General features: G+C 67.8%; 16 protein-coding genes. 7 read left to right on the plus strand and 9 right to left on the minus strand.

Going from position 1 to position 16,253, the window contains the following annotated elements; genetic code table 11:
* Nucleotides 1-61: 61 nt before the first annotated feature.
* From HNR11_RS00600 to HNR11_RS00615, 4 genes are all read right to left on the minus strand, one after another.
* Nucleotides 62-640: a DUF3618 domain-containing protein gene (locus HNR11_RS00600; RefSeq protein ID WP_058887286.1), complete on the minus strand. Its 579-nt coding sequence runs from the start codon at nucleotides 638-640 to the stop codon at nucleotides 62-64.
* Nucleotides 637-1,062, minus strand: coding sequence for a phage holin family protein (locus HNR11_RS00605; protein WP_179440664.1), 426 nt, complete (start codon nucleotides 1,060-1,062; stop codon nucleotides 637-639). Before HNR11_RS00605 ends, HNR11_RS00600 begins: the two co-directional genes overlap by 4 nt.
* Nucleotides 1,059-2,144, minus strand: a complete 1,086-nt coding sequence (locus HNR11_RS00610) for a hypothetical protein (protein ID WP_179440665.1) — start codon at nucleotides 2,142-2,144, stop codon at nucleotides 1,059-1,061. Before HNR11_RS00610 ends, HNR11_RS00605 begins: the two co-directional genes overlap by 4 nt.
* Nucleotides 2,145-2,300: 156 nt before the next feature.
* Nucleotides 2,301-2,801, minus strand: coding sequence for a CBS domain-containing protein (locus HNR11_RS00615; RefSeq protein ID WP_179440666.1), 501 nt, complete (start codon nucleotides 2,799-2,801; stop codon nucleotides 2,301-2,303).
* A gap of 192 nt (nucleotides 2,802-2,993) precedes the next feature.
* Between HNR11_RS00615 and HNR11_RS00620 the strand changes: the two genes are divergently transcribed.
* Nucleotides 2,994-3,725 carry a GAF and ANTAR domain-containing protein gene (locus HNR11_RS00620; protein WP_179440667.1) on the plus strand — a complete coding sequence of 244 codons (732 nt, stop codon included), beginning with the start codon at nucleotides 2,994-2,996 and terminating at the stop codon, nucleotides 3,723-3,725.
* 28 nt (nucleotides 3,726-3,753) lie between these two features.
* Here the strand turns inward: HNR11_RS00620 and cuyB are convergent, their stop codons facing one another.
* From cuyB to HNR11_RS00635, 3 genes are all read right to left on the minus strand, one after another.
* On the minus strand, nucleotides 3,754-4,485 hold the full coding sequence (gene cuyB, locus HNR11_RS00625; protein WP_179440668.1) for a cysteate racemase: 732 nt from the start codon (nucleotides 4,483-4,485) through the stop codon (nucleotides 3,754-3,756).
* A 56-nt stretch (nucleotides 4,486-4,541) separates the two neighbouring features.
* Complete coding sequence (locus HNR11_RS00630) at nucleotides 4,542-6,239, minus strand: TIGR01906 family membrane protein (protein WP_179440669.1); 1,698 nt, start codon at nucleotides 6,237-6,239, stop codon at nucleotides 4,542-4,544.
* 313 nt (nucleotides 6,240-6,552) lie between these two features.
* Nucleotides 6,553-7,542, minus strand: coding sequence for a stage II sporulation protein M (locus HNR11_RS00635; protein ID WP_179440670.1), 990 nt, complete (start codon nucleotides 7,540-7,542; stop codon nucleotides 6,553-6,555).
* 89 nt (nucleotides 7,543-7,631) lie between these two features.
* Here HNR11_RS00635 and HNR11_RS00640 point away from each other — a divergent pair, with 89 nt between their 5' ends.
* Together HNR11_RS00640 and HNR11_RS00645 are read left to right on the plus strand one after the other, a co-directional pair.
* Nucleotides 7,632-8,405, plus strand: a complete 774-nt coding sequence (locus HNR11_RS00640) for an isocitrate lyase/PEP mutase family protein (protein WP_179440671.1) — start codon at nucleotides 7,632-7,634, stop codon at nucleotides 8,403-8,405.
* 85 nt (nucleotides 8,406-8,490) lie between these two features.
* A complete protein-coding gene (locus tag HNR11_RS00645) occupies nucleotides 8,491-9,303 on the plus strand; it encodes an RDD family protein (RefSeq protein WP_179440672.1) in 813 nt (270 codons plus the stop codon).
* Between the two features lie 113 nt (nucleotides 9,304-9,416).
* Here HNR11_RS00645 and HNR11_RS00650 read toward each other — a convergent pair whose 3' ends face one another.
* Complete coding sequence (locus tag HNR11_RS00650; RefSeq protein WP_058887295.1) at nucleotides 9,417-9,905, minus strand: DUF4188 domain-containing protein; 489 nt, start codon at nucleotides 9,903-9,905, stop codon at nucleotides 9,417-9,419.
* Nucleotides 9,906-10,056: 151 nt separating this feature from the next.
* Between HNR11_RS00650 and HNR11_RS00655 the strand changes: the two genes are divergently transcribed.
* Nucleotides 10,057-11,487, plus strand: a complete 1,431-nt coding sequence (locus HNR11_RS00655; protein ID WP_179440673.1) for an aminobutyraldehyde dehydrogenase — start codon at nucleotides 10,057-10,059, stop codon at nucleotides 11,485-11,487.
* Here HNR11_RS00655 and HNR11_RS00660 read toward each other — a convergent pair.
* On the minus strand, nucleotides 11,468-12,172 hold the full coding sequence (locus HNR11_RS00660) for a TetR/AcrR family transcriptional regulator (protein WP_179440674.1): 705 nt from the start codon (nucleotides 12,170-12,172) through the stop codon (nucleotides 11,468-11,470). The two genes, HNR11_RS00655 and HNR11_RS00660, sit on opposite strands and share 20 nt — an antisense overlap.
* A 172-nt stretch (nucleotides 12,173-12,344) precedes the next feature.
* Here HNR11_RS00660 and HNR11_RS00665 point away from each other — a divergent pair, with 172 nt between their 5' ends.
* Genes HNR11_RS00665 through HNR11_RS00675 form a run of 3 tightly spaced genes read left to right on the plus strand, consistent with a single transcriptional unit; the run spans nucleotide 12,345 to nucleotide 16,250 of the window.
* Nucleotides 12,345-13,817, plus strand: a complete 1,473-nt coding sequence (locus HNR11_RS00665; protein WP_179440675.1) for a flavin monoamine oxidase family protein — start codon at nucleotides 12,345-12,347, stop codon at nucleotides 13,815-13,817.
* Nucleotides 13,810-14,709, plus strand: a complete 900-nt coding sequence (locus HNR11_RS00670; protein WP_179440676.1) for a universal stress protein — start codon at nucleotides 13,810-13,812, stop codon at nucleotides 14,707-14,709. Before HNR11_RS00665 ends, HNR11_RS00670 begins: the two co-directional genes overlap by 8 nt.
* A 14-nt stretch (nucleotides 14,710-14,723) precedes the next feature.
* Nucleotides 14,724-16,250, plus strand: a complete 1,527-nt coding sequence (locus HNR11_RS00675; protein ID WP_179440677.1) for an APC family permease — start codon at nucleotides 14,724-14,726, stop codon at nucleotides 16,248-16,250.
* Nucleotides 16,251-16,253 lie beyond the last annotated feature (3 nt).

Here is a 16,253-nt window from a genome sequence, read left to right on the forward strand (position 1 = left end):
GCAGGTGAGTGACGTTCTACGACGGTGTCGCCGGGCGGGCGTTCCCCCAGCGTTGCAGGCCTCAGCTCCGGCGGACCTCTTCCGCCGAGGATCTGGCGGAGTCTGTGAGCTGATCCTTCTGCTGCTGGCCTTCAGACTTGAGGTTCTGGGCGCTCTCGCCGGCGGATTCCCGGACACGCTGCGCAGATTCCTGCGCGGGTTCCTTGAGCTCCTCGGCCATGGACTGCGCCTGCTGCTTCGCGTCATCGATGACGGGCTGCGCGTGGTCCTCCAGCCTCGCGGCTGCCCGCTTCTCGGGCTGAGAGGCCGGAAGGACGGAGGCGGCGAGCCAGCCCGCCCCCAATGCGATCAGACCGGCGGCCAGCGGGTTCCCTCGGGTCTTGCGCTGAACCTGCTCAGGTGCCCGCTGCGCGCCGTCGGCAGCACTGTGGGCATGATCTGAGACCTTGTCGGAAGCCTCCTCGGCGGAGCCCATCACACTGTCCTTCCAACCTCCGACGGTGCTGCGAATCTTCTCGGTCTGGCGCTGGGCAGCCTTGGACGGGGAGACCTTATCGGCAACCGCGTCGACGTCGAGGGAAAGGCTGCTGCGGGTGCGCTCGATATCGGCGCGGATCTCTTCGGGAGTCTGCTGTGTCATCGGGTGTCCTTCGAGGGGGTGAGAGCGTCGGGAACTTCTTTGAGGGTCTGCGCCGTCTGCGGGACACCTTGGACCTGGTCGATGTTCTTCTTGCCCAGGACTGCAAGGATGGCGGCGATGATCGCCCAGATCACGGCGAGGATCACCGCAGACCAGGCAGCGCCCAGGTCGGTGGTGCTGAGGCCGGCCCAGAGTGCGATGGAGAGGAAGAGCAGGACGAAATGACCAGCGACGCCGGCGCCACCGAGCATTCCAGCGCCCTTCCCGGCCTTCTTGGCGGTCTCGGACAGCTCTGCCTTCGCGAGGGCCGTCTCTTGCCGGATCAGAGTAGAGAGGTCATTGCTGACCTGGGACATCAGCGAGCCCAGAGACTCCTGCTCTGCCTTGCGCTCCGGTTCGGTGGCTGGATGGATGCTGTTCATCGGCCACCACCGAGGTATGGATCCGTGACCCGGGCATCACCGGAGGTGGGCCCGGCGGAATTCGCTTGGTAGATCGGGTCGCCTGGCACAGGCGCACCTGACTGGTCCTCCCGCACGGCGTCGTTCCGCATGATGTCGGGGATGGCCCCTGTGGTGGACTCGGTGCGCGGGCCGGACCCGTAGCCGGTGTGGTCCCGCGGGGTGTCCTGCGAACCGTCCCGCGAGGCTGCGGAATGCGGGCCGGCATCCTCGGCATGGTTCTGCGCGATTCCGCGGGTCAGCCGTCCGGCGGCAAAGCCGACCCCGGCGGCGATCGCGAGGAAGGCGACCGGGCGACGACGGGCGAAGCTCTGTACCTCTTGGAGCACTTCCCTGGGGTCGTGCTGCTCGAGCCAGGTCGCGGCGGCCTCGGCCCTGGAGTCGAGCTGGTTCAAAAGGTCCTTCGCAGCTCCCTCTTCGGGCTCTTCTCCGCGAGCGATGCGGCCGACGTCGTCGCTGAAGCTGCGCACTGTGCCGGCGGCTCGGTCCAGCTGCTCGGAGGCTTGGGACTCCAGCACTGTGCTGGCCTGGCCCCCGAGACGCTTGGCTTCACGGACGGCATCGTCCTTGACCCCGGCAGCTTCCTCCGCTGCGGCGTCTCGGACTGCCCGGCCGGCGCCCTTGGCGTCACCGGCCACATCCCGGGCAGCCTCTTGGGCCTGCGGGGCCCTGCTGTCCCCGGTGGCACCGTTGCGGTCGCCCGGCTGACCGGTGTTGTGCTGGCCGTCGCTGGTCTGGCCTGCAGAGGGCTGACCGGCGCCCGGCTGCTGGCCGCCCGGCTGACCGGCACTGGGTGGACCGGTGCGGGGCTGCTCAGCCCTGGATCGTTCGGTGGTGCCCGGAGCCTGCACGTCTGAGGCATGCCGGGCCGAGTAGCCCGGCTCACCGGTCACGGACTCCAGCCCGGGAGGAGCCGCGTCGACCACCGGCACGGGGGCTGTGATCTCAGAGGCTGAGGCAGGTGAGGCATCGGTCGGGGAAGTCCCCTGCGGATCCTCGTCATGGGGCTCTGATCGCGGGGGTGTGGCGTGGGACTCTGTCATGACTGCCTTTCGAAGAGGTACTGCCTGACATGTTCTAACGGTAATTACGGACCTGACGGTAAGTTCGGTTCCTGAGTCCTGCCTGACGATCTCCCGGCAGTTGCCGGGACGCATGCGCGTCCTGGTCGGCGCTTCCCGTGCTGCAGCGCAGCGACTTCAGGCTGAAGGTAGTCGCCGACTCCGGCTGCCAGACGCAGCGTCGATGGAGATGGAATGCGCCAGACACCAGGCGAAGACGTCATCGGGAAGCAGCGTGCCCACGGCCTGCATCCGATCGAGCACCAGAAGGGGCAGCGGATCGCCGGTGCGGTACCTGGCCAGCGCGCACTCCACGGGATCTCCCGGGGCGAGGAAGTCCGCCGTCGACTTGACCAGGCAGGCACAGCGCATGCGGCGCCACCGCTCGGGGTGCCGGGCAGCCCGCTCCGCCAGATCAGACTCGGTGATCAGCCCCACCGGTCGGTGCGAGAGGTCTAACAGCACGGCGCCGCCATCGACTCCGTCGATGAGGCGTGCCGCCTCTCCCAAAGACTGTGTGACGGAGATCCGGCGTCGGATCGGTGTCATCAGCGCTCGGACCGTCGTCATCCCGGACCCCGGGAAGGACGTGCTGCGGGCGGTCAAAGAGTGGCTGGATCGTGAAGAGAAGGGCTCCATGGGTCTCCCTTGCATTCAGAAACAAGAGCCCGTTGCTGGAGCTGGTGCGAGCGTACCGCACCCGGGAGTTCATTTCGAGGGTCTTCCGCCCGCGTGATGTCTGCGCTTGTATGACACGATGAAACCCAGGGAAGCTCCTGGCACAGCGCCATGCTCGCCCGGAGGCCATACGCTGAGGGAACGGAAGCCCCGATGAACACCCCAGAGCCGACGCCTGACCTTGCGGCCCAGCTGACCGAGGTGCTGCTGCGCGACCACGATGTACCCGCGGTGCTGGGAGCCATCGCCGAGCTCGCCGCGGCGCAGCTCTCCGGGGACCGGGTGGTGCTCTGCGGCATCATCCTCAAACGTGCCAAGCGGAACACCGTCGTCGCCACCAGCTCCGCCGAGGCGCAGGTCATGGACGAACATCAGGCCGGCTTCGACGAGGGTCCATGCTTAGAGGCGCAGAAGACGGAAGCCCTGATCAGTGTTCCGGACGTGCGGCACGAGAACCGATGGCCGAAGTACATGCTGGAAGTCCGCGACCACGGGCTGCGCAGCATCCTGGCCGTGCCCCTGAAGATCGGGACCACCGCCACGGCGGCGATGAACTTCTACGCCCGTGACACCGGATCCTTCGATGAGACCGACATCGCGATCGCCCAGCGCTACACCGAAGTCGCCTCTCAGATGGTCGCGATCGCTCTGCGCATCGCGCAGCACGCCGAGGACGCGGAGGACCGCAGGAGAGCGATGGAGTCTCGCACCGCGATCAATCTGGCGGTGGGCATCATCATGGGCCAGAACCGGTGCAGCCAGGAGCAGGCGGTCGGCATCCTCAAGGCCGCGTCCAACCACCGCAACGTGAAGCTGCGTGAGCTTGCGGAGCAGATCACCAATAAGGTGGGCCAGGCCACGCCCTCCACCAGCTTCGAACCCTGAGCCGAGTCGAAGTCTCGACGGCGCGCCTTCAGCGCAGAGTGCCGGCCTTGGTGACCACTCGGTTGGCCAGCAGCACGGCGGGATCCACCAGGGGACGAGGAGACTCCTCGGTGGTCATCGCCAGCGGGATCTCGGTGCATGCCGCCACGATCACATCGGCCCCCTGAGCTACCAGAGACTGCGCGACTCGAATCAGCTGTGCACGCAGCTCCGTGGTGAGGCTGCCTGCCTTGACCGCGTAGATCGCTTCCATGACGGTGTGCTGATCCGCCGCCTGGGGCACGATCGGTTCCACCCCGAAAGCGGTGAGACTGTCCTGGTAGAGCCCCGCGCTCAGCGTGGCATCGGTGGCGAGCAGGCCTGCTGCCTTCACGTAGGGCAGCGCGCTGAGGTGCTCTGCGGTCACCTCGATCATGGAGACATAGTCCAGCTCCACCTGTTCCCGGACCCGCGGTAGGAAGGCGTGGGAGCCGTTGCAGGCCGCTACGTAGAACGCGGCCCCGGCGTCCTTGAGCTTCTGGGCGCCCTCTACGAGCTTCGCGGTGGGGTCCTCCCCGCGTCCCACGATCGCCTGAGAACGGTCCGGGACGGTGGGATCCGCCCAGATCATCACCCGCAGGTGCTGCTGGTCGGTGGCCGCAGGGGTGGCGGCGATCAGCTTCGAATAGAAGTCGACGGTGGCGGCAGGACCCATGCCGCCCAGGATCCCCACGAGAGGGCCCTGGGCGGCATCGGCTGCGGCGCTGTTATCACTGGTCATCAGCGAAGAGTGTACCCGTGGCGCCTGCAGGACAGGCGCCCTCGAGCGCTCTCGGATCAGCCCACCGGGGTGGTCTGATCCTGATCGAACCGGCGATCAGCCTTCCGGCCACGGGCCGGGGTGTGCGCGGGGGTCTCGGCGTATGCGCCATTGCCCTTGTTCAGCTCATCCACCAGCTTCACCTTGCGGCGTTCGTGCACCTCGGCCAGGCGGGCCGCCCGGCGAGCCCGACGACGGCGGGTCGGCCAGGTCGCGATGAGCAGGATCACGGCGAAGAGCACCGCGAGCGCGACGACGGCGACGCCGGCGTCGATCCAGAACTGCTCGGGGTAGAGCTGGATCAGCGTGGAGTCGTTCGGGAAGGTCCAGGTGCCGTCCGCGAAGAAGATCCGGTGGAACTCGGCGAAGAAGAGCTGGAAGTCGATGATCGCCAGCACCGCGACCGTGATGATCACTCCCAGGGTCACCCAGGCTCCGGCGAAGAGGCCGCGTGCCACTCCCCCGGGGCGCCAGGCACGCAGCAGCAGCGCCAGGATCAAGGTGAGCACCAGCAGGATGACTCCGGCCAGCATGGCCCAGAGGACCACGAACTTCACATCGACCATGTGCGAGACCTCAGCGTCGGTGAACAGCTCCTGACCCCCTGGGGCGAGCTCCGAGAGGTAGCGGGAGTTCGCAAGGTTGGTCAGGAAGTCAGTGCCGTAGGAGCCGTAGACCAGCCGGTCATCGGGGTTCATCGAATAGGCGCCCTCGGGGATCCAGGGCCGGTTATATGCCAGCCAGAGGAAGAGCGGGGAGGCGACCAGCCGCACCGCGGCGACCAGGAGCAGGATCGGGGTGAAGATCGCGATCAGGACCTGGAAGAAGCGGGAGACACCGCGCTTGGAGCGGGCCACCTCCTCGTCGAGGTCAGCGTCGGTGACCGACTCGTCCGAGCGGGTGGACAGCTGGGACTGGCTCGCAGCGGTCCGGTCGGAGTGATCGCCGGACCCGCCCCGCGTGCCGGTCCCGGTCGAGCTGCCTGCGGCTGCGCCGGCACCGGCCGCGGCTGCGCCGGTGGCGGCTGCTCCGGTGGCGGGAACCACCGCGGTGTCCTGGTCCTCGTCCTTCGTGGCCGCACGATCGCGACGACGCTGCTCGCGTCGGCTGAGCTCGGCCGCGTTCTCCGTGGGCTGCTCGGTGTCAGCGCCGTGGTGGGCGACGTGGGAACCATGGCTCGACGTGGCGGGGGTCGGGCTCGGCGTGTCCTGCTGGGCGGTCCTGGGCGCTGCGGCGGCACCTGAGGCGGAGGTGCCGGCCCCCTGGGCGGCGGCCGCCCCGGTGAAGGTCGCCGTGTCGTCCATGGACCGGTTCTCTCGGGACGTGCGCACATCATCGAGGGAGCGCGTGGCGTGGGGACTCTCGCCACCGGCCTCTCGAGCTGGTGTCCGTGCCACGGTCTCGGTGGGCGCGTCGTGGCCTTGCCCGGTCCGGTCCGGCGCACTCTGGGACTCGCGCGTCACCGGCAGGGCCTGAGTGGCCTGGGTGTCCGGCTGACCGGGTTCCGACTGGATCGGTTCCGACCGGCTGGTCTCCACCCGGCTGGCTTCCGGCGCTGCTCTTCGGGCAGCCGACTGATCCCGCGCGGCATTGAGGTTGTCATCGGGGAAGTCGGGCTCTTCGGATGCGAATGCACCGTAGTCAAGTCCGGATTCAAAATCTTCGTTCTCGCCGGCGGGCCTGCCGGCCTCGTTCCGATCGGAATTCGCGCTCATATCTGCCTCTCCACGCATTACTGACTCTCCTCAACAGTATGAGCGCGGCGGGTCTAATGTGGGGAGGAGGCGCGGAGAGTCGGCGAGGAGCATTTCTCCAGATGCGGTCGAGGGACGCGTCTCGAGTGGGTCAGGTGCCCCTGATGGTCCCTCGTGCCTGCGAGAGCGATCGATCAGCGTCCTTGAGCAGGGCCCGAGCCTGGGCCAGAGGGCCTCCCGGGGCCGACTCAGACGCCGCAAGACTCGGGTCCGTCCTGGGTGACCCGTGAACCTGCGCCAGCGGCTCCGAGGGACGCGTCTCGCCCGCAGAGGCTCAGGCCGTGAGCTCCACCGCGCCGGCGTCGTACTTCCCCAGGTCCCCGGTGACTCCGGCCCGGTGCGCCCGGCCACCCAGGACCAGGGTGTAGACCCAGTACCCGGCTAGCACTGCCGCGCCGATGCCGATGCGCAGCCAATGCGGCAGGTCCGAGGGGGTCACGAAGCCTTCTACGACTCCGGAGATCAGCAGCACCAGCACCAGGCCGAAGGCCACGGTGATCAGTCGGCGCCCCTCGGCGGCCAGCGCGGCGGAGCGTCGCATCTGACCCGGCGCGACCCAGGCCCAGAAGATCCTCAGTCCGGCGGCGCCGGCGATGAAGATCGCGGTGATCTCCATGAGTCCGTGCGGCAGGATGTAGAGCCAGAAGGTGGCGGCCTCGCCCTGCTCGGCCATCACCCCTGCCGCGACGCCGAGGCCCTGAGCGTTGACGAAGAGCACAAAGGGGACGAAGACCCCGGTGACCCCGAAGGCGACCTCCTGGGCCGCGATCCAGGCGTTGTTGGTCCACACCTGGGCGGCGAAGCTGGAGTTGGGGTGTTCGGAGTAGTAGTTGACGAACTCGGTGCCCGCGTAGCTCTGCCGGGCCTCCTCAGGCATGAGCAGATCGATCTGCGGGTGGTGGATGGTCCAGAGCGCGAAGGCGAGGGTGACCGCGATGAAGGCGGCTCCCAGGATCACGGTGAGCCATCGGATCCGGTAGAACGCCACCGGCAGGGTCTGGGTGAAGAAGTAGGCACTCGAGACGAAGACGTTCTCTCCGGTCCCGGTCAGATGCGCCCGAGCCCGACCCAGCGGGGCGGAGAGCGATGCCACCACCGGCGAGTCCGGCTCGGCGGCGCGGATCATCGACAGATGCGTGGAGGTCCGCTCGTAGAGGCGCAGCATCTCATCGGCCTCGCCGGCCGAGAGGCTCCGGCGCGAGGCCAGCTTGGCAAGCCGGTCCCACTCATGCTGATGCACGGCGATGAAGGCGTCGATGTCCACGCCATGAGACTACCGTCTCAACGGTCCGCCCAGGTGGGAGAGACCCGAGCCGTCTTCCCACGGGGTCGAGCATGTGCCACGATGCGGGGATGACTACTTCAGCACACTACGCCCAGCGCCTACTCGAGCTGCACCACCAGGCCACTCCGGTCATCCTGCCCACCGTCTGGGACGCCTGGTCCGCCGAGACCTGCGCGAGCCTGGGCTTCTCGGCCCTGACCATCGGCAGCCACCCGGTGGCGGACTCCCTGGGACAGGCCGACGGCGAGGCCATGGAGCTCGGCGAGGTGCTCGCCGTGGTGCGGCGGATCACCGACGTCGTCGAGATCCCGGTCTCGGTGGACCTGGAGTCCGGATACGACACCCCCGCGGAGGAGCTGGTGCACCGGACCCTGGAGGCCGGGGCGGTCGGCATCAACATCGAAGACACGGTGCACTCCATCGATGAGATGCGATCCGCCGAAGAGCACGCCGCCTACATTGCGGCGATCCGCGCGGCCGCCGACGCCACAGACACGCATCTGGTGATCAATGGACGCACCGACGCGTTCACCACAGACGCGGACCCGGAGGCCCAGCTGAAGGATGCCCTGCACCGGCTGCACCTGCTCGAGCAGGCCGGAGCCGATTCGCTCTACCCGGTGAAGGTCCCCACCCGGGGCCACCTGGAGACGATCCTCAGCGCGGTGAGCACTCCACTGAACGTGACAGCGCACCCCGTCAACGGCGCTGTGCCCGAAGGGCTGAGCCTGCAGGAGGTCTCCGCGATGGGCGTGAAGCGGATCTCCTTCGGCCCGCTGCTCCAGCGCAGCCTCACCGATGCCATGCACGAGATCCTCCAGCCGTGGACCCCCGCCTCGTAGCACCCCCTGCCCCGAGGGGCCCGCAGCCGGCAGCGCTGCAGGCCGCTCGGGTTCCGCCATGGACGGCGAGCGCTAGGCTTGGGCCATGCGCAATGTGATCACCGGTGAAGGCGTCGAGCTTGAACTCCCCGCTGCCTCGCTGATCACGCGCGCGGCCTCGCTGATCGTGGATCTGATCCTCGCCTGGGTCGCGCTGCTGGCCTTCGTGATCCTCTCCGGGATAGCCGCAGGGGCCGGCGTCGTGGACCCCGCCATGGAGGCCGCGATCATGCTCGGCGGCGCAGTGCTGTGCCTGGTGATCCTACCGATGACGGTGGAGACCCTCTCCCGGGGCCGATCCGTGGGCCGGCTGATCTTCGGCACCCGGGTGGTGCGCGACGACGGCGGCGCGATCCGACTCCGGCATGCCGGCATCCGCGCGCTGGTCGGCTTCGGGGAGATCTACCTCAGCTTCGGCATCATCCCGCTCTTCGCTGGGATGTTCAGCCGGCGGACCAAGCGTCTGGGCGACATGGTCGCGGGCACCTACGTGATCCGGGTCCGCCAGCCGGTGGTGCGACCGATGCTGCTCCCGGTCCCGGCTCAGCTGACCTCCTGGACCCAGATCGCTGACCTGGGGCGGATCCCGGACACGGTGGCCGCCCGCACGTCACGCTTCCTGCGCACCATCCAGGAGAGTCCGCGGGGGCACAACTCCCAGGCCCTGGAGCACACCGCCGACCGGCTCGCCCGGGAGATCGCCGGCCACGTCGCTCCCCCGGCTCCGCCCTCCTCGGCCACCGAGTTCCTCGTGGCTGTGATGGCCGAGCGTCGCAACCGCGAATACCGGCGGATGCGCATTCAGGCAGAACGCCAGCACCAACTCGGCCAGCGGCTGCACCAGCTGCCCTACAGCTGAACCCGCCCGTCTTCCTGGCTGGTTGAGTAATCCGGTAGATACGTTCGGACCGGATAACTCAACCAGCCAGGAGGGGCGAGGAGCGGGTGGGGCATGCGGCGGCACCCGCTCCGCTAGGCCTGAGTAGGGAACCTTCGCCGAAGCCGATCCCGCGCACTGTCTTGACCGCGCCCAAGCTCCACGGACTCGGTCGCCGCACTGAGCCCCGCGATAGGCGTGTCCACCGAGACCGACTCCACCTGCGCCACCACATAGGTCTCGTGCCAGATCCCGACGGCGCCCGGAACCTTCTTCGCACCCCGGTTGAACGCGGCCCATGCCGGTCGATGCAGCCCCTCCCGATCCGAGGCGTAGTCATAGAGACGCTCCGCGGAGGACCAGTACTGGATGCACAGCGGGCCCCCGCGGCCGATCACCAGTCGGTAGCCGAGCAGACCTGAGGCCGGGTCCCGCATGAGCTCTTCGAGCATCTTCGGCATCGCTGCGAACACCGGAAACCAGCTGCGCACCCGCAACGGCTGATTGATCGTCATCCCCACCATGAACACCACCAGGTCCCCCTCGTGGTGATGCGTGCGTCGACCGGTCATCACCTTGCGCATCCGCACTCCTTCGATCAGATCGGTGCACCCTTGGATCAGACCGGTGCACCCCAGGGGTTGAACTGATGAAGATTCTCTACCAGTGTTGCGCATCACATCTACCCATCGTAAAATGAACCGTAATCATTATTTGCATCTGGAGGAGATCTCTGTGAGCTCGCGGCTTGAGAACTACATCAACGGATCGTTCGTCGCGGCCAGCGGCTCGGGGGACTTCGACGTCACCAGCCCGGTCACCGGGGAGCGCGTCGCGGTCTCTCCGGTCTCCGACGCGGCTGACGTCGACGCCGCCTTCCGCGCGGCACGAGAAGCCTTCGGCTCCTGGAGATCGGTGACGCCCTCCGAGCGACAGCGCTGCCTGCTGGCCCTGGCGGACAAGATGGAGCAGCATTCTGAAGAGCTGGTCGAGGCGCAGCACCGCAACACCGGGCAGCCCCGCAGGATCATCGCGGAGGAAGAGGTGGCCGCGGGTGCGGACCAGCTGCGCTTCTTCGCCGGCGCCGCACGGCTGCTCGAAGGACGCGGAGCCGCAGAGTACCTGGAAGGGCACACCTCCTACGTCCGGCGTGAACCGCTGGGCGTCGTCGCACAGATCACTCCGTGGAACTTCCCGCTGATGATGGCGGTGTGGAAGATCGGACCCGCCCTGGCCGCCGGCAACACCATCGTGCTCAAGCCCTCAGAGACCACCCCAGAATCCACGCTGGTGCTCGCGCGCCTGGCTGGAGAGGTCTTCCCCGCCGGAGTCTTCAACGTGGTGCTCGGCGACGGCAGCACCGGACAGCTGCTCTCAGAACATGGCACCGCCGCAATGGTGGCGATCACCGGCTCGGTCCGTGCCGGCCAGGCGGTCGCGACCTCCGCCGCGAAATCGGTCAAACGCGCGCACCTGGAGCTTGGTGGGAAGGCTCCCGCGGTGGTCTTCGCCGACGCGGACCTTGAGAAGGCCGCGGAGATGATCCTGACCTTCGGCACCTTCAACGCCGGTCAGGACTGCACCGCCGTCACCCGTGTGCTGGTCCAGGACAGCGTCCACGACGAGTTCGTGACGCTGCTCGCCGCCCAGGCCGCGAAGCTCACCACCGGGGAGCTCGATGACGCCAAGAACGACTACGGCCCGCTGAACAACGCCCGCCACTTCGAGACGGTCTGCAACAAGCTGAAGAACATCCCCGAGCACGCCACCGTGATCACCGGGGGCGTCCCAGCGGAGGACGCCGCCGGATTCTTCGTGGAGCCCACGATCATCACCGGCCTGCATCAGGACGACGAGCTGGTCCAGGAGGAGACCTTCGCCCCGGTGCTCACGGTCCAGCCCTTCAGCTCCGAGGCACAGGCCGTGGAGCTGGCCAACGGGGTGGACTACGCACTGGCCTCCAGCGTCTGGACCACGAACCAGGGGCAGGCGATGCGGATGAGCCGGGACCTCGACTTCGGCTGCGTCTGGGTCAACACCCACCTGCTGCTCGTGGCGGAGATGCCACACGGCGGATTCAAGTCCTCCGGCTACGGCAAGGACCTCTCGATCTACTCAGTGGAGGAGTACACCCGGGTCAAGCACGTCATGCATGCCCTGGACTGAACGCCTCACCGCTGCGAACCCGTCGGGCGACCCCCTCCACCAGGATCTCCAGGGTCATCTCGAAGGCTCGGTCCGCCGAGGCGCGGGCGTCGGCGGCTCGCAGCTCAGCGGCTTGGGCAAAGGTGGGGGCGATCTCCACGCTGGCGCCGGGGTCAAAGATGTTCGCCGGGGCTGAGGCGTCGTAGGCGGCCCCGAACACCAGCGCCTCGATCCCGACGATGATGTCCACCGCGTCGCGGCCCTCGATCCCCGCGGAATGCAGCGCATGGAAGACCCGCTCGTACATCCGCAGCGACTGCGGGGCATCGGCGACGGGCAGCACCGCGATCAGCGGAATCAGCTCAGTGTGCTCGATGTAGCACTCCCGGTAGGAGCGCGCCCAGGCGATCAGCGCCTCAGGCCACGGGAGGCGATCGAAGGCGCTGCAGTCGATTCCCTCGTTGAGGCGTTCCTGGATCAGCACCAGCACGTCCTGCTTGGACGCGACATGGTTGTACAGCGCAGAGGCCGAGACTCCGAGCTTGCGCGCCAGGCCCGCCATCGTCAGGTGGTCATACCCGCGCTCCTCCACCAGGGTCATCGCCTTCCCGGCGATCACCGCACGGGAGAGCACTGGGGAGGTCGGTCGGCCTCGCCCTCGAGATCGCATCTTCTCCGGCGTCACTGCGCTCGTTCCTTTGCTCATGTCCCGCACATGCGGGCGCTGCCACGCGCTCGTTCGGTCCCGTGGCAGTCGGTCACAGATCGTCAGTCTATGAGCCCGACCTCGCACCGATGAAAATCTGCCCCAGGCCTTGACAACCGTCTGCGGCTGTCCGTTAATGAATATAGTTAATTTATCTGTGAAGGGGAACACCATGGATGCCAAGCGATCACTGGGCAGCAGCCAGGCGCGAGAGTGCGACGTCGTCGTCGTCGGTGCGGGGCCGGCCGGACTGATGGCCGCCCGGACGCTGCGTGCAGCCGGCCTCTCCACGATCGTGCTGGAGGCGCGCGACCGTGTCGGGGGACGCACCTGGTCCCAAGAGATCGACGGAGCCTTCCTGGAGATCGGCGGCCAGTGGGTCTCACCGGACCAGACGGTGCTCCTGGAGCTGCTGGAAGAACTGGGCATGGAGACCTTCTCCCGCTACCGCGAGGGAGCCAGCGTCTACCTGGACCGGAGCGGGGTGCGCCACGAGTTCACCGGCGAGATGTTCCCCGCCAGCGAGCAGACGGTTGCGGAGATGGAGCGGATCATCGGGACCCTCGATGAGCTGGCCGCGTCGATCGGACCCCAGGAGCCCTGGTCGCACCCCGCTGCGCGCGAGCTCGACACGGTGACCTTCAATGAATGGCTGCGCAGCCAGACCGAGGATGAGGCGGCGCGGGAGAACATCGCGATCTTCCTCGCCGGCGGCATGCTCACCAAGCCCGACCACGCATTCTCCGCGCTGCAGGCGGTCTTGATGGCGGCCTCCGCAGGATCCTTCAGCAACCTGGTGGATGAGGACTTCATCCTGGACCGGCGTGTGGTCGGCGGGATGCAGAGCGTCTCTGAGGCGATGCACGCCGGCCTCCCGGAGGACTCGGTGCAGCTCTCCTCCCCGGTGCGCACCATCGCCTGGGACCCTGCAGGCGGAGCCACCGTCTTCTCGGACCGGCTCACCGTCCGTGCCCGGGAAGTCGTCGTCGCGGTGCCGCCGAACCTGTACTCGCGGATCAGCTTCGAACCGCCGCTGCCGCGGCTTCAGCATCAGATGCACCAGCATCAGTCCATGGGCCTGGTCATCAAGGTCCACGCCGTCTACGGCCGCCCCTTCTGGCGCGAACAGGGACTCTCCGGCACCGGCTTCGGTCCCAACGAGATCTGCCAGGAGGTCTATGACAACACCAACCACCTGGACAGTCGCGGCACGCTGGTCGCGTTCGTCTCGGACGAGCTGGCCGATCAGATGTTCAGCCTCCCCGCCGAGGAGCGCCGGGAATCCATCCTGAGGTCCCTGGCCGCATACCTGGGCGAGCAGGCGCTGACCCCGGAGGTCTACTACGAATCGGACTTCGGTGCCGAGGAATGGACCCGGGGCGCCTACGCGGCGAGCTTCGACATCGGCGGCCTCTCCCGCTACGGCGCGCATCAGCGCAGCGCCGTGGGACCGCTGCACTGGGCCTGCTCGGACCTGGCCGCGGAGGGTTACCAGCACGTCGACGGCGCCCTGCGGCAGGGACGACGGGCCGCCCAGGACATCGTGCACCGGCTCAACACGGGCGGCGACCACGGCGACCACAACGGCCAGCGCGGCGACCAGGTCGCGGAGCAGACCGATCCTTTGGAGGTGAACCATGGCTGAACACGGCATCCGCCGGGTGGCGGTGGGCTTCGGCGGCGATGAGCGCAGCCACGATGCCCTGGCGCTGGGCATCGCCCTGGCCCGCGCGGCCCAGGCCCGGCTGGACCTGATCCTGGTGGTCCGTCAGGACTCGGCGTTCAAACAGGAGTACCCCCCGGTGGGCAGCGTGGTGGAGATCATCACCGAACAGGCGCAGCGCTGGATCGCCGAGGCCGAGGCCGTCATCCCGGAGCAGATCCGGCACCACAGCCATATCCGCCCGGCAGGCTCGGTGGCCGAGGGTCTGGTCAGCGCGGTGCAGGAGCTGGAGTCCGACGTGCTGGTCACCGGTTCCGGCATCGGGTTCGGCCGAATCATGACCCACCCTGCGGTGACCGCCCTGCTGCACAGCTCCCCGGTGCCGGTCGCCCTGGCCCCTTCCGGATACCGCGCGGAGACCCAGATCACCGATGTGATGGCGGCGGTCTCCGCGGCTCACCCGGATCATCAGGTGACCCGTTCCGGTCAGTCCTGGGCCGCTCAGCTCGGCACCGAGCTGACCTATGTGACCTTCGAAGACAAGGAATCCAGCGCCGGCAACAGCACCGGCCCCGGGACCGGGGATCCTAGCGCCGCAGCTGCTACGGGGCCCGGCGATCAACGTCTCGCCGGGTCTGACACGGGATCCGAACAGTCGGGCCGGCACATCCTCGCCACCGGACGCACGCTGCGCCACGCAGTGGGCACGGTGGACTGGCCGCAGGGCGGGATCCTGCTCATCGGCTCCTCCCCGCTGGCACGACGCCGGCACATCTTCCTGGGCATGACGGCCGCCCGGGTGCTCTCCCACCTTCCGATCCCCATGGTCCTGCTGCCGCGCGACCCTGACACCGGTGCGCCTGGCGCGCGCTGACCGAGGAGACCATCATGACCGAACCACGCAGCACCGGCGTCCAGGCGCCAGGCCAGCACACGCACAGCAAGGGACTGAGCATCGGCAGCATCGGCGCCCTCGGCGCCGTGGTGATCGGCGTGTCCACGATCGCTCCCGCCTACACCCTCTCCGGGGCGCTGGGCCCGACCGCCTCCGCCGTCGGGGACCACCTGCCGGCGGTGCTCATCGTCGGGTTCCTGCCGATGCTGCTGGTCGCGCTGGGTTACCGTCAGCTCAACCGGGCGATGCCTGATGCCGGGACCACCTTCACCTGGGCCTCGAAGGCCTTCGGCCCGTGGATCGGCTGGATGGGCAGCTGGGGGCTGCTCGCCGCGACCATCCTGGTGCTCTCCAACCTGGCCGGGATCGCGGTGGACTTCTTCTACCTCGCGATCAGCCAGATCACCGGAGTCGACTCCATCGCGGAGCTGACCCGGAACGTTCCGGTCAACGTGATCACCTGCGTGATCTTCATGGCGGCGGCCGCCTATGTCTCCTACCGGGGCATGGAGACCACCAAGACCGTGCAGTATGTGCTGGTCTCCTTCCAGGTGCTGGTGCTGCTGTGGTTCGCCGTCGCGGCCTTCCGGCAGGTCGCGGCTGGCTCAGCCTTCGACGCGACCGCCTTCAGCTGGGAGTGGTTCAACCCCTTCGGCATCGAGTCCTTCTCCGCCTTCTCCGCAGGCATCGCGCTCTCGGTGTTCATCTACTGGGGCTGGGACGTGGTGCTGACCATGAATGAGGAATCCCGCGGCACCACCACCACCCCGGGCCGGGCCGCCATCCTGACCATCCTGGTGGTGGTCAGCCTCTACACCGTGGTCACCCTGGGTGCGCTGACCTTCTCCGGGGTCTCCGACGGCGAGTTCGGCCTGGGCAACCCAGACATCCAGGAGAACGTCTTCGCCGCGCTGGCCGGTCCGGTCATGGGACCGATGGCGATCCTGATGTCCCTGGCGGTGCTCTCCTCCTCGGCGGCCTCGCTGCAGTCCACGATGATCTCCCCGGCCCGGACGATGCTGGCCATGGGCCACTACGGAGCGCTGAACCGCAAGTACTCGCAGGTCAGCCCGCGGTACCAGACGCCGGCCTACGCCACCGTGGTCGCGGTGGTGATCGCCTCAGCGTTCTACGTGGTGATGCGCATCATCTCGGAGAACGTCTTGTGGGACACCATCACCACGCTGGGCATGATGGTCTGCTTCTACTACGGGATCACCGCCCTGGCCTGCGTCTGGTACTTCCGCAAGGAGGCCACGACCTCGGCCGGAGATTTCTTCAACAAGCTCCTGGCACCCCTGGTGGGCGGGATCCTGCTGCTGATCTTCTTCTTCCAGACCATCTGGGACTCCATGGATCCGGACTACGGCTCGGGCTCGGAGATCGGCGGCGTCGGCCTGGTCTTCATCCTGGGCATGTTCGTCTTCGTCCTGGGCATCGCGGCGATGTTCTGGCAGCACCACAAGCGGCCGGAGTTCTTCCGCCGCCGCTTCGAGACCACCGAGTTCCCCACCACCTGACGG

The organism is Nesterenkonia sandarakina (assembly GCF_013410215.1).
GTDB lineage: Bacteria > Actinomycetota > Actinomycetes > Actinomycetales > Micrococcaceae > Nesterenkonia > Nesterenkonia sandarakina.

Bases quoted from the DNA above. Each gene is read 5' to 3' on its own strand.
- HNR11_RS00600 (WP_058887286.1), bottom strand. From the start codon at position 640: ATGACACAGCAGACTCCCGAAGAGATCCGCGCCGATATCGAGCGCACC.
- HNR11_RS00605 (WP_179440664.1), bottom strand. From the start codon at position 1,062: ATGAACAGCATCCATCCAGCCACCGAACCGGAGCGCAAGGCAGAGCAG.
- HNR11_RS00610 (WP_179440665.1), bottom strand. From the start codon at position 2,144: ATGACAGAGTCCCACGCCACACCCCCGCGATCAGAGCCCCATGACGAG.
- HNR11_RS00615 (WP_179440666.1), bottom strand. From the start codon at position 2,801: ATGGAGCCCTTCTCTTCACGATCCAGCCACTCTTTGACCGCCCGCAGC.
- HNR11_RS00620 (WP_179440667.1), top strand. From the start codon at position 2,994: ATGAACACCCCAGAGCCGACGCCTGACCTTGCGGCCCAGCTGACCGAG.
- cuyB (WP_179440668.1), bottom strand. From the start codon at position 4,485: ATGACCAGTGATAACAGCGCCGCAGCCGATGCCGCCCAGGGCCCTCTC.
- HNR11_RS00630 (WP_179440669.1), bottom strand. From the start codon at position 6,239: ATGAGCGCGAATTCCGATCGGAACGAGGCCGGCAGGCCCGCCGGCGAG.
- HNR11_RS00640 (WP_179440671.1), top strand. From the start codon at position 7,632: ATGACTACTTCAGCACACTACGCCCAGCGCCTACTCGAGCTGCACCAC.
- HNR11_RS00645 (WP_179440672.1), top strand. From the start codon at position 8,491: ATGCGCAATGTGATCACCGGTGAAGGCGTCGAGCTTGAACTCCCCGCT.
- HNR11_RS00650 (WP_058887295.1), bottom strand. From the start codon at position 9,905: ATGCGCAAGGTGATGACCGGTCGACGCACGCATCACCACGAGGGGGAC.
- HNR11_RS00660 (WP_179440674.1), bottom strand. From the start codon at position 12,172: ATGAGCAAAGGAACGAGCGCAGTGACGCCGGAGAAGATGCGATCTCGA.
- HNR11_RS00665 (WP_179440675.1), top strand. From the start codon at position 12,345: ATGGATGCCAAGCGATCACTGGGCAGCAGCCAGGCGCGAGAGTGCGAC.
- HNR11_RS00670 (WP_179440676.1), top strand. From the start codon at position 13,810: ATGGCTGAACACGGCATCCGCCGGGTGGCGGTGGGCTTCGGCGGCGAT.
- HNR11_RS00675 (WP_179440677.1), top strand. From the start codon at position 14,724: ATGACCGAACCACGCAGCACCGGCGTCCAGGCGCCAGGCCAGCACACG.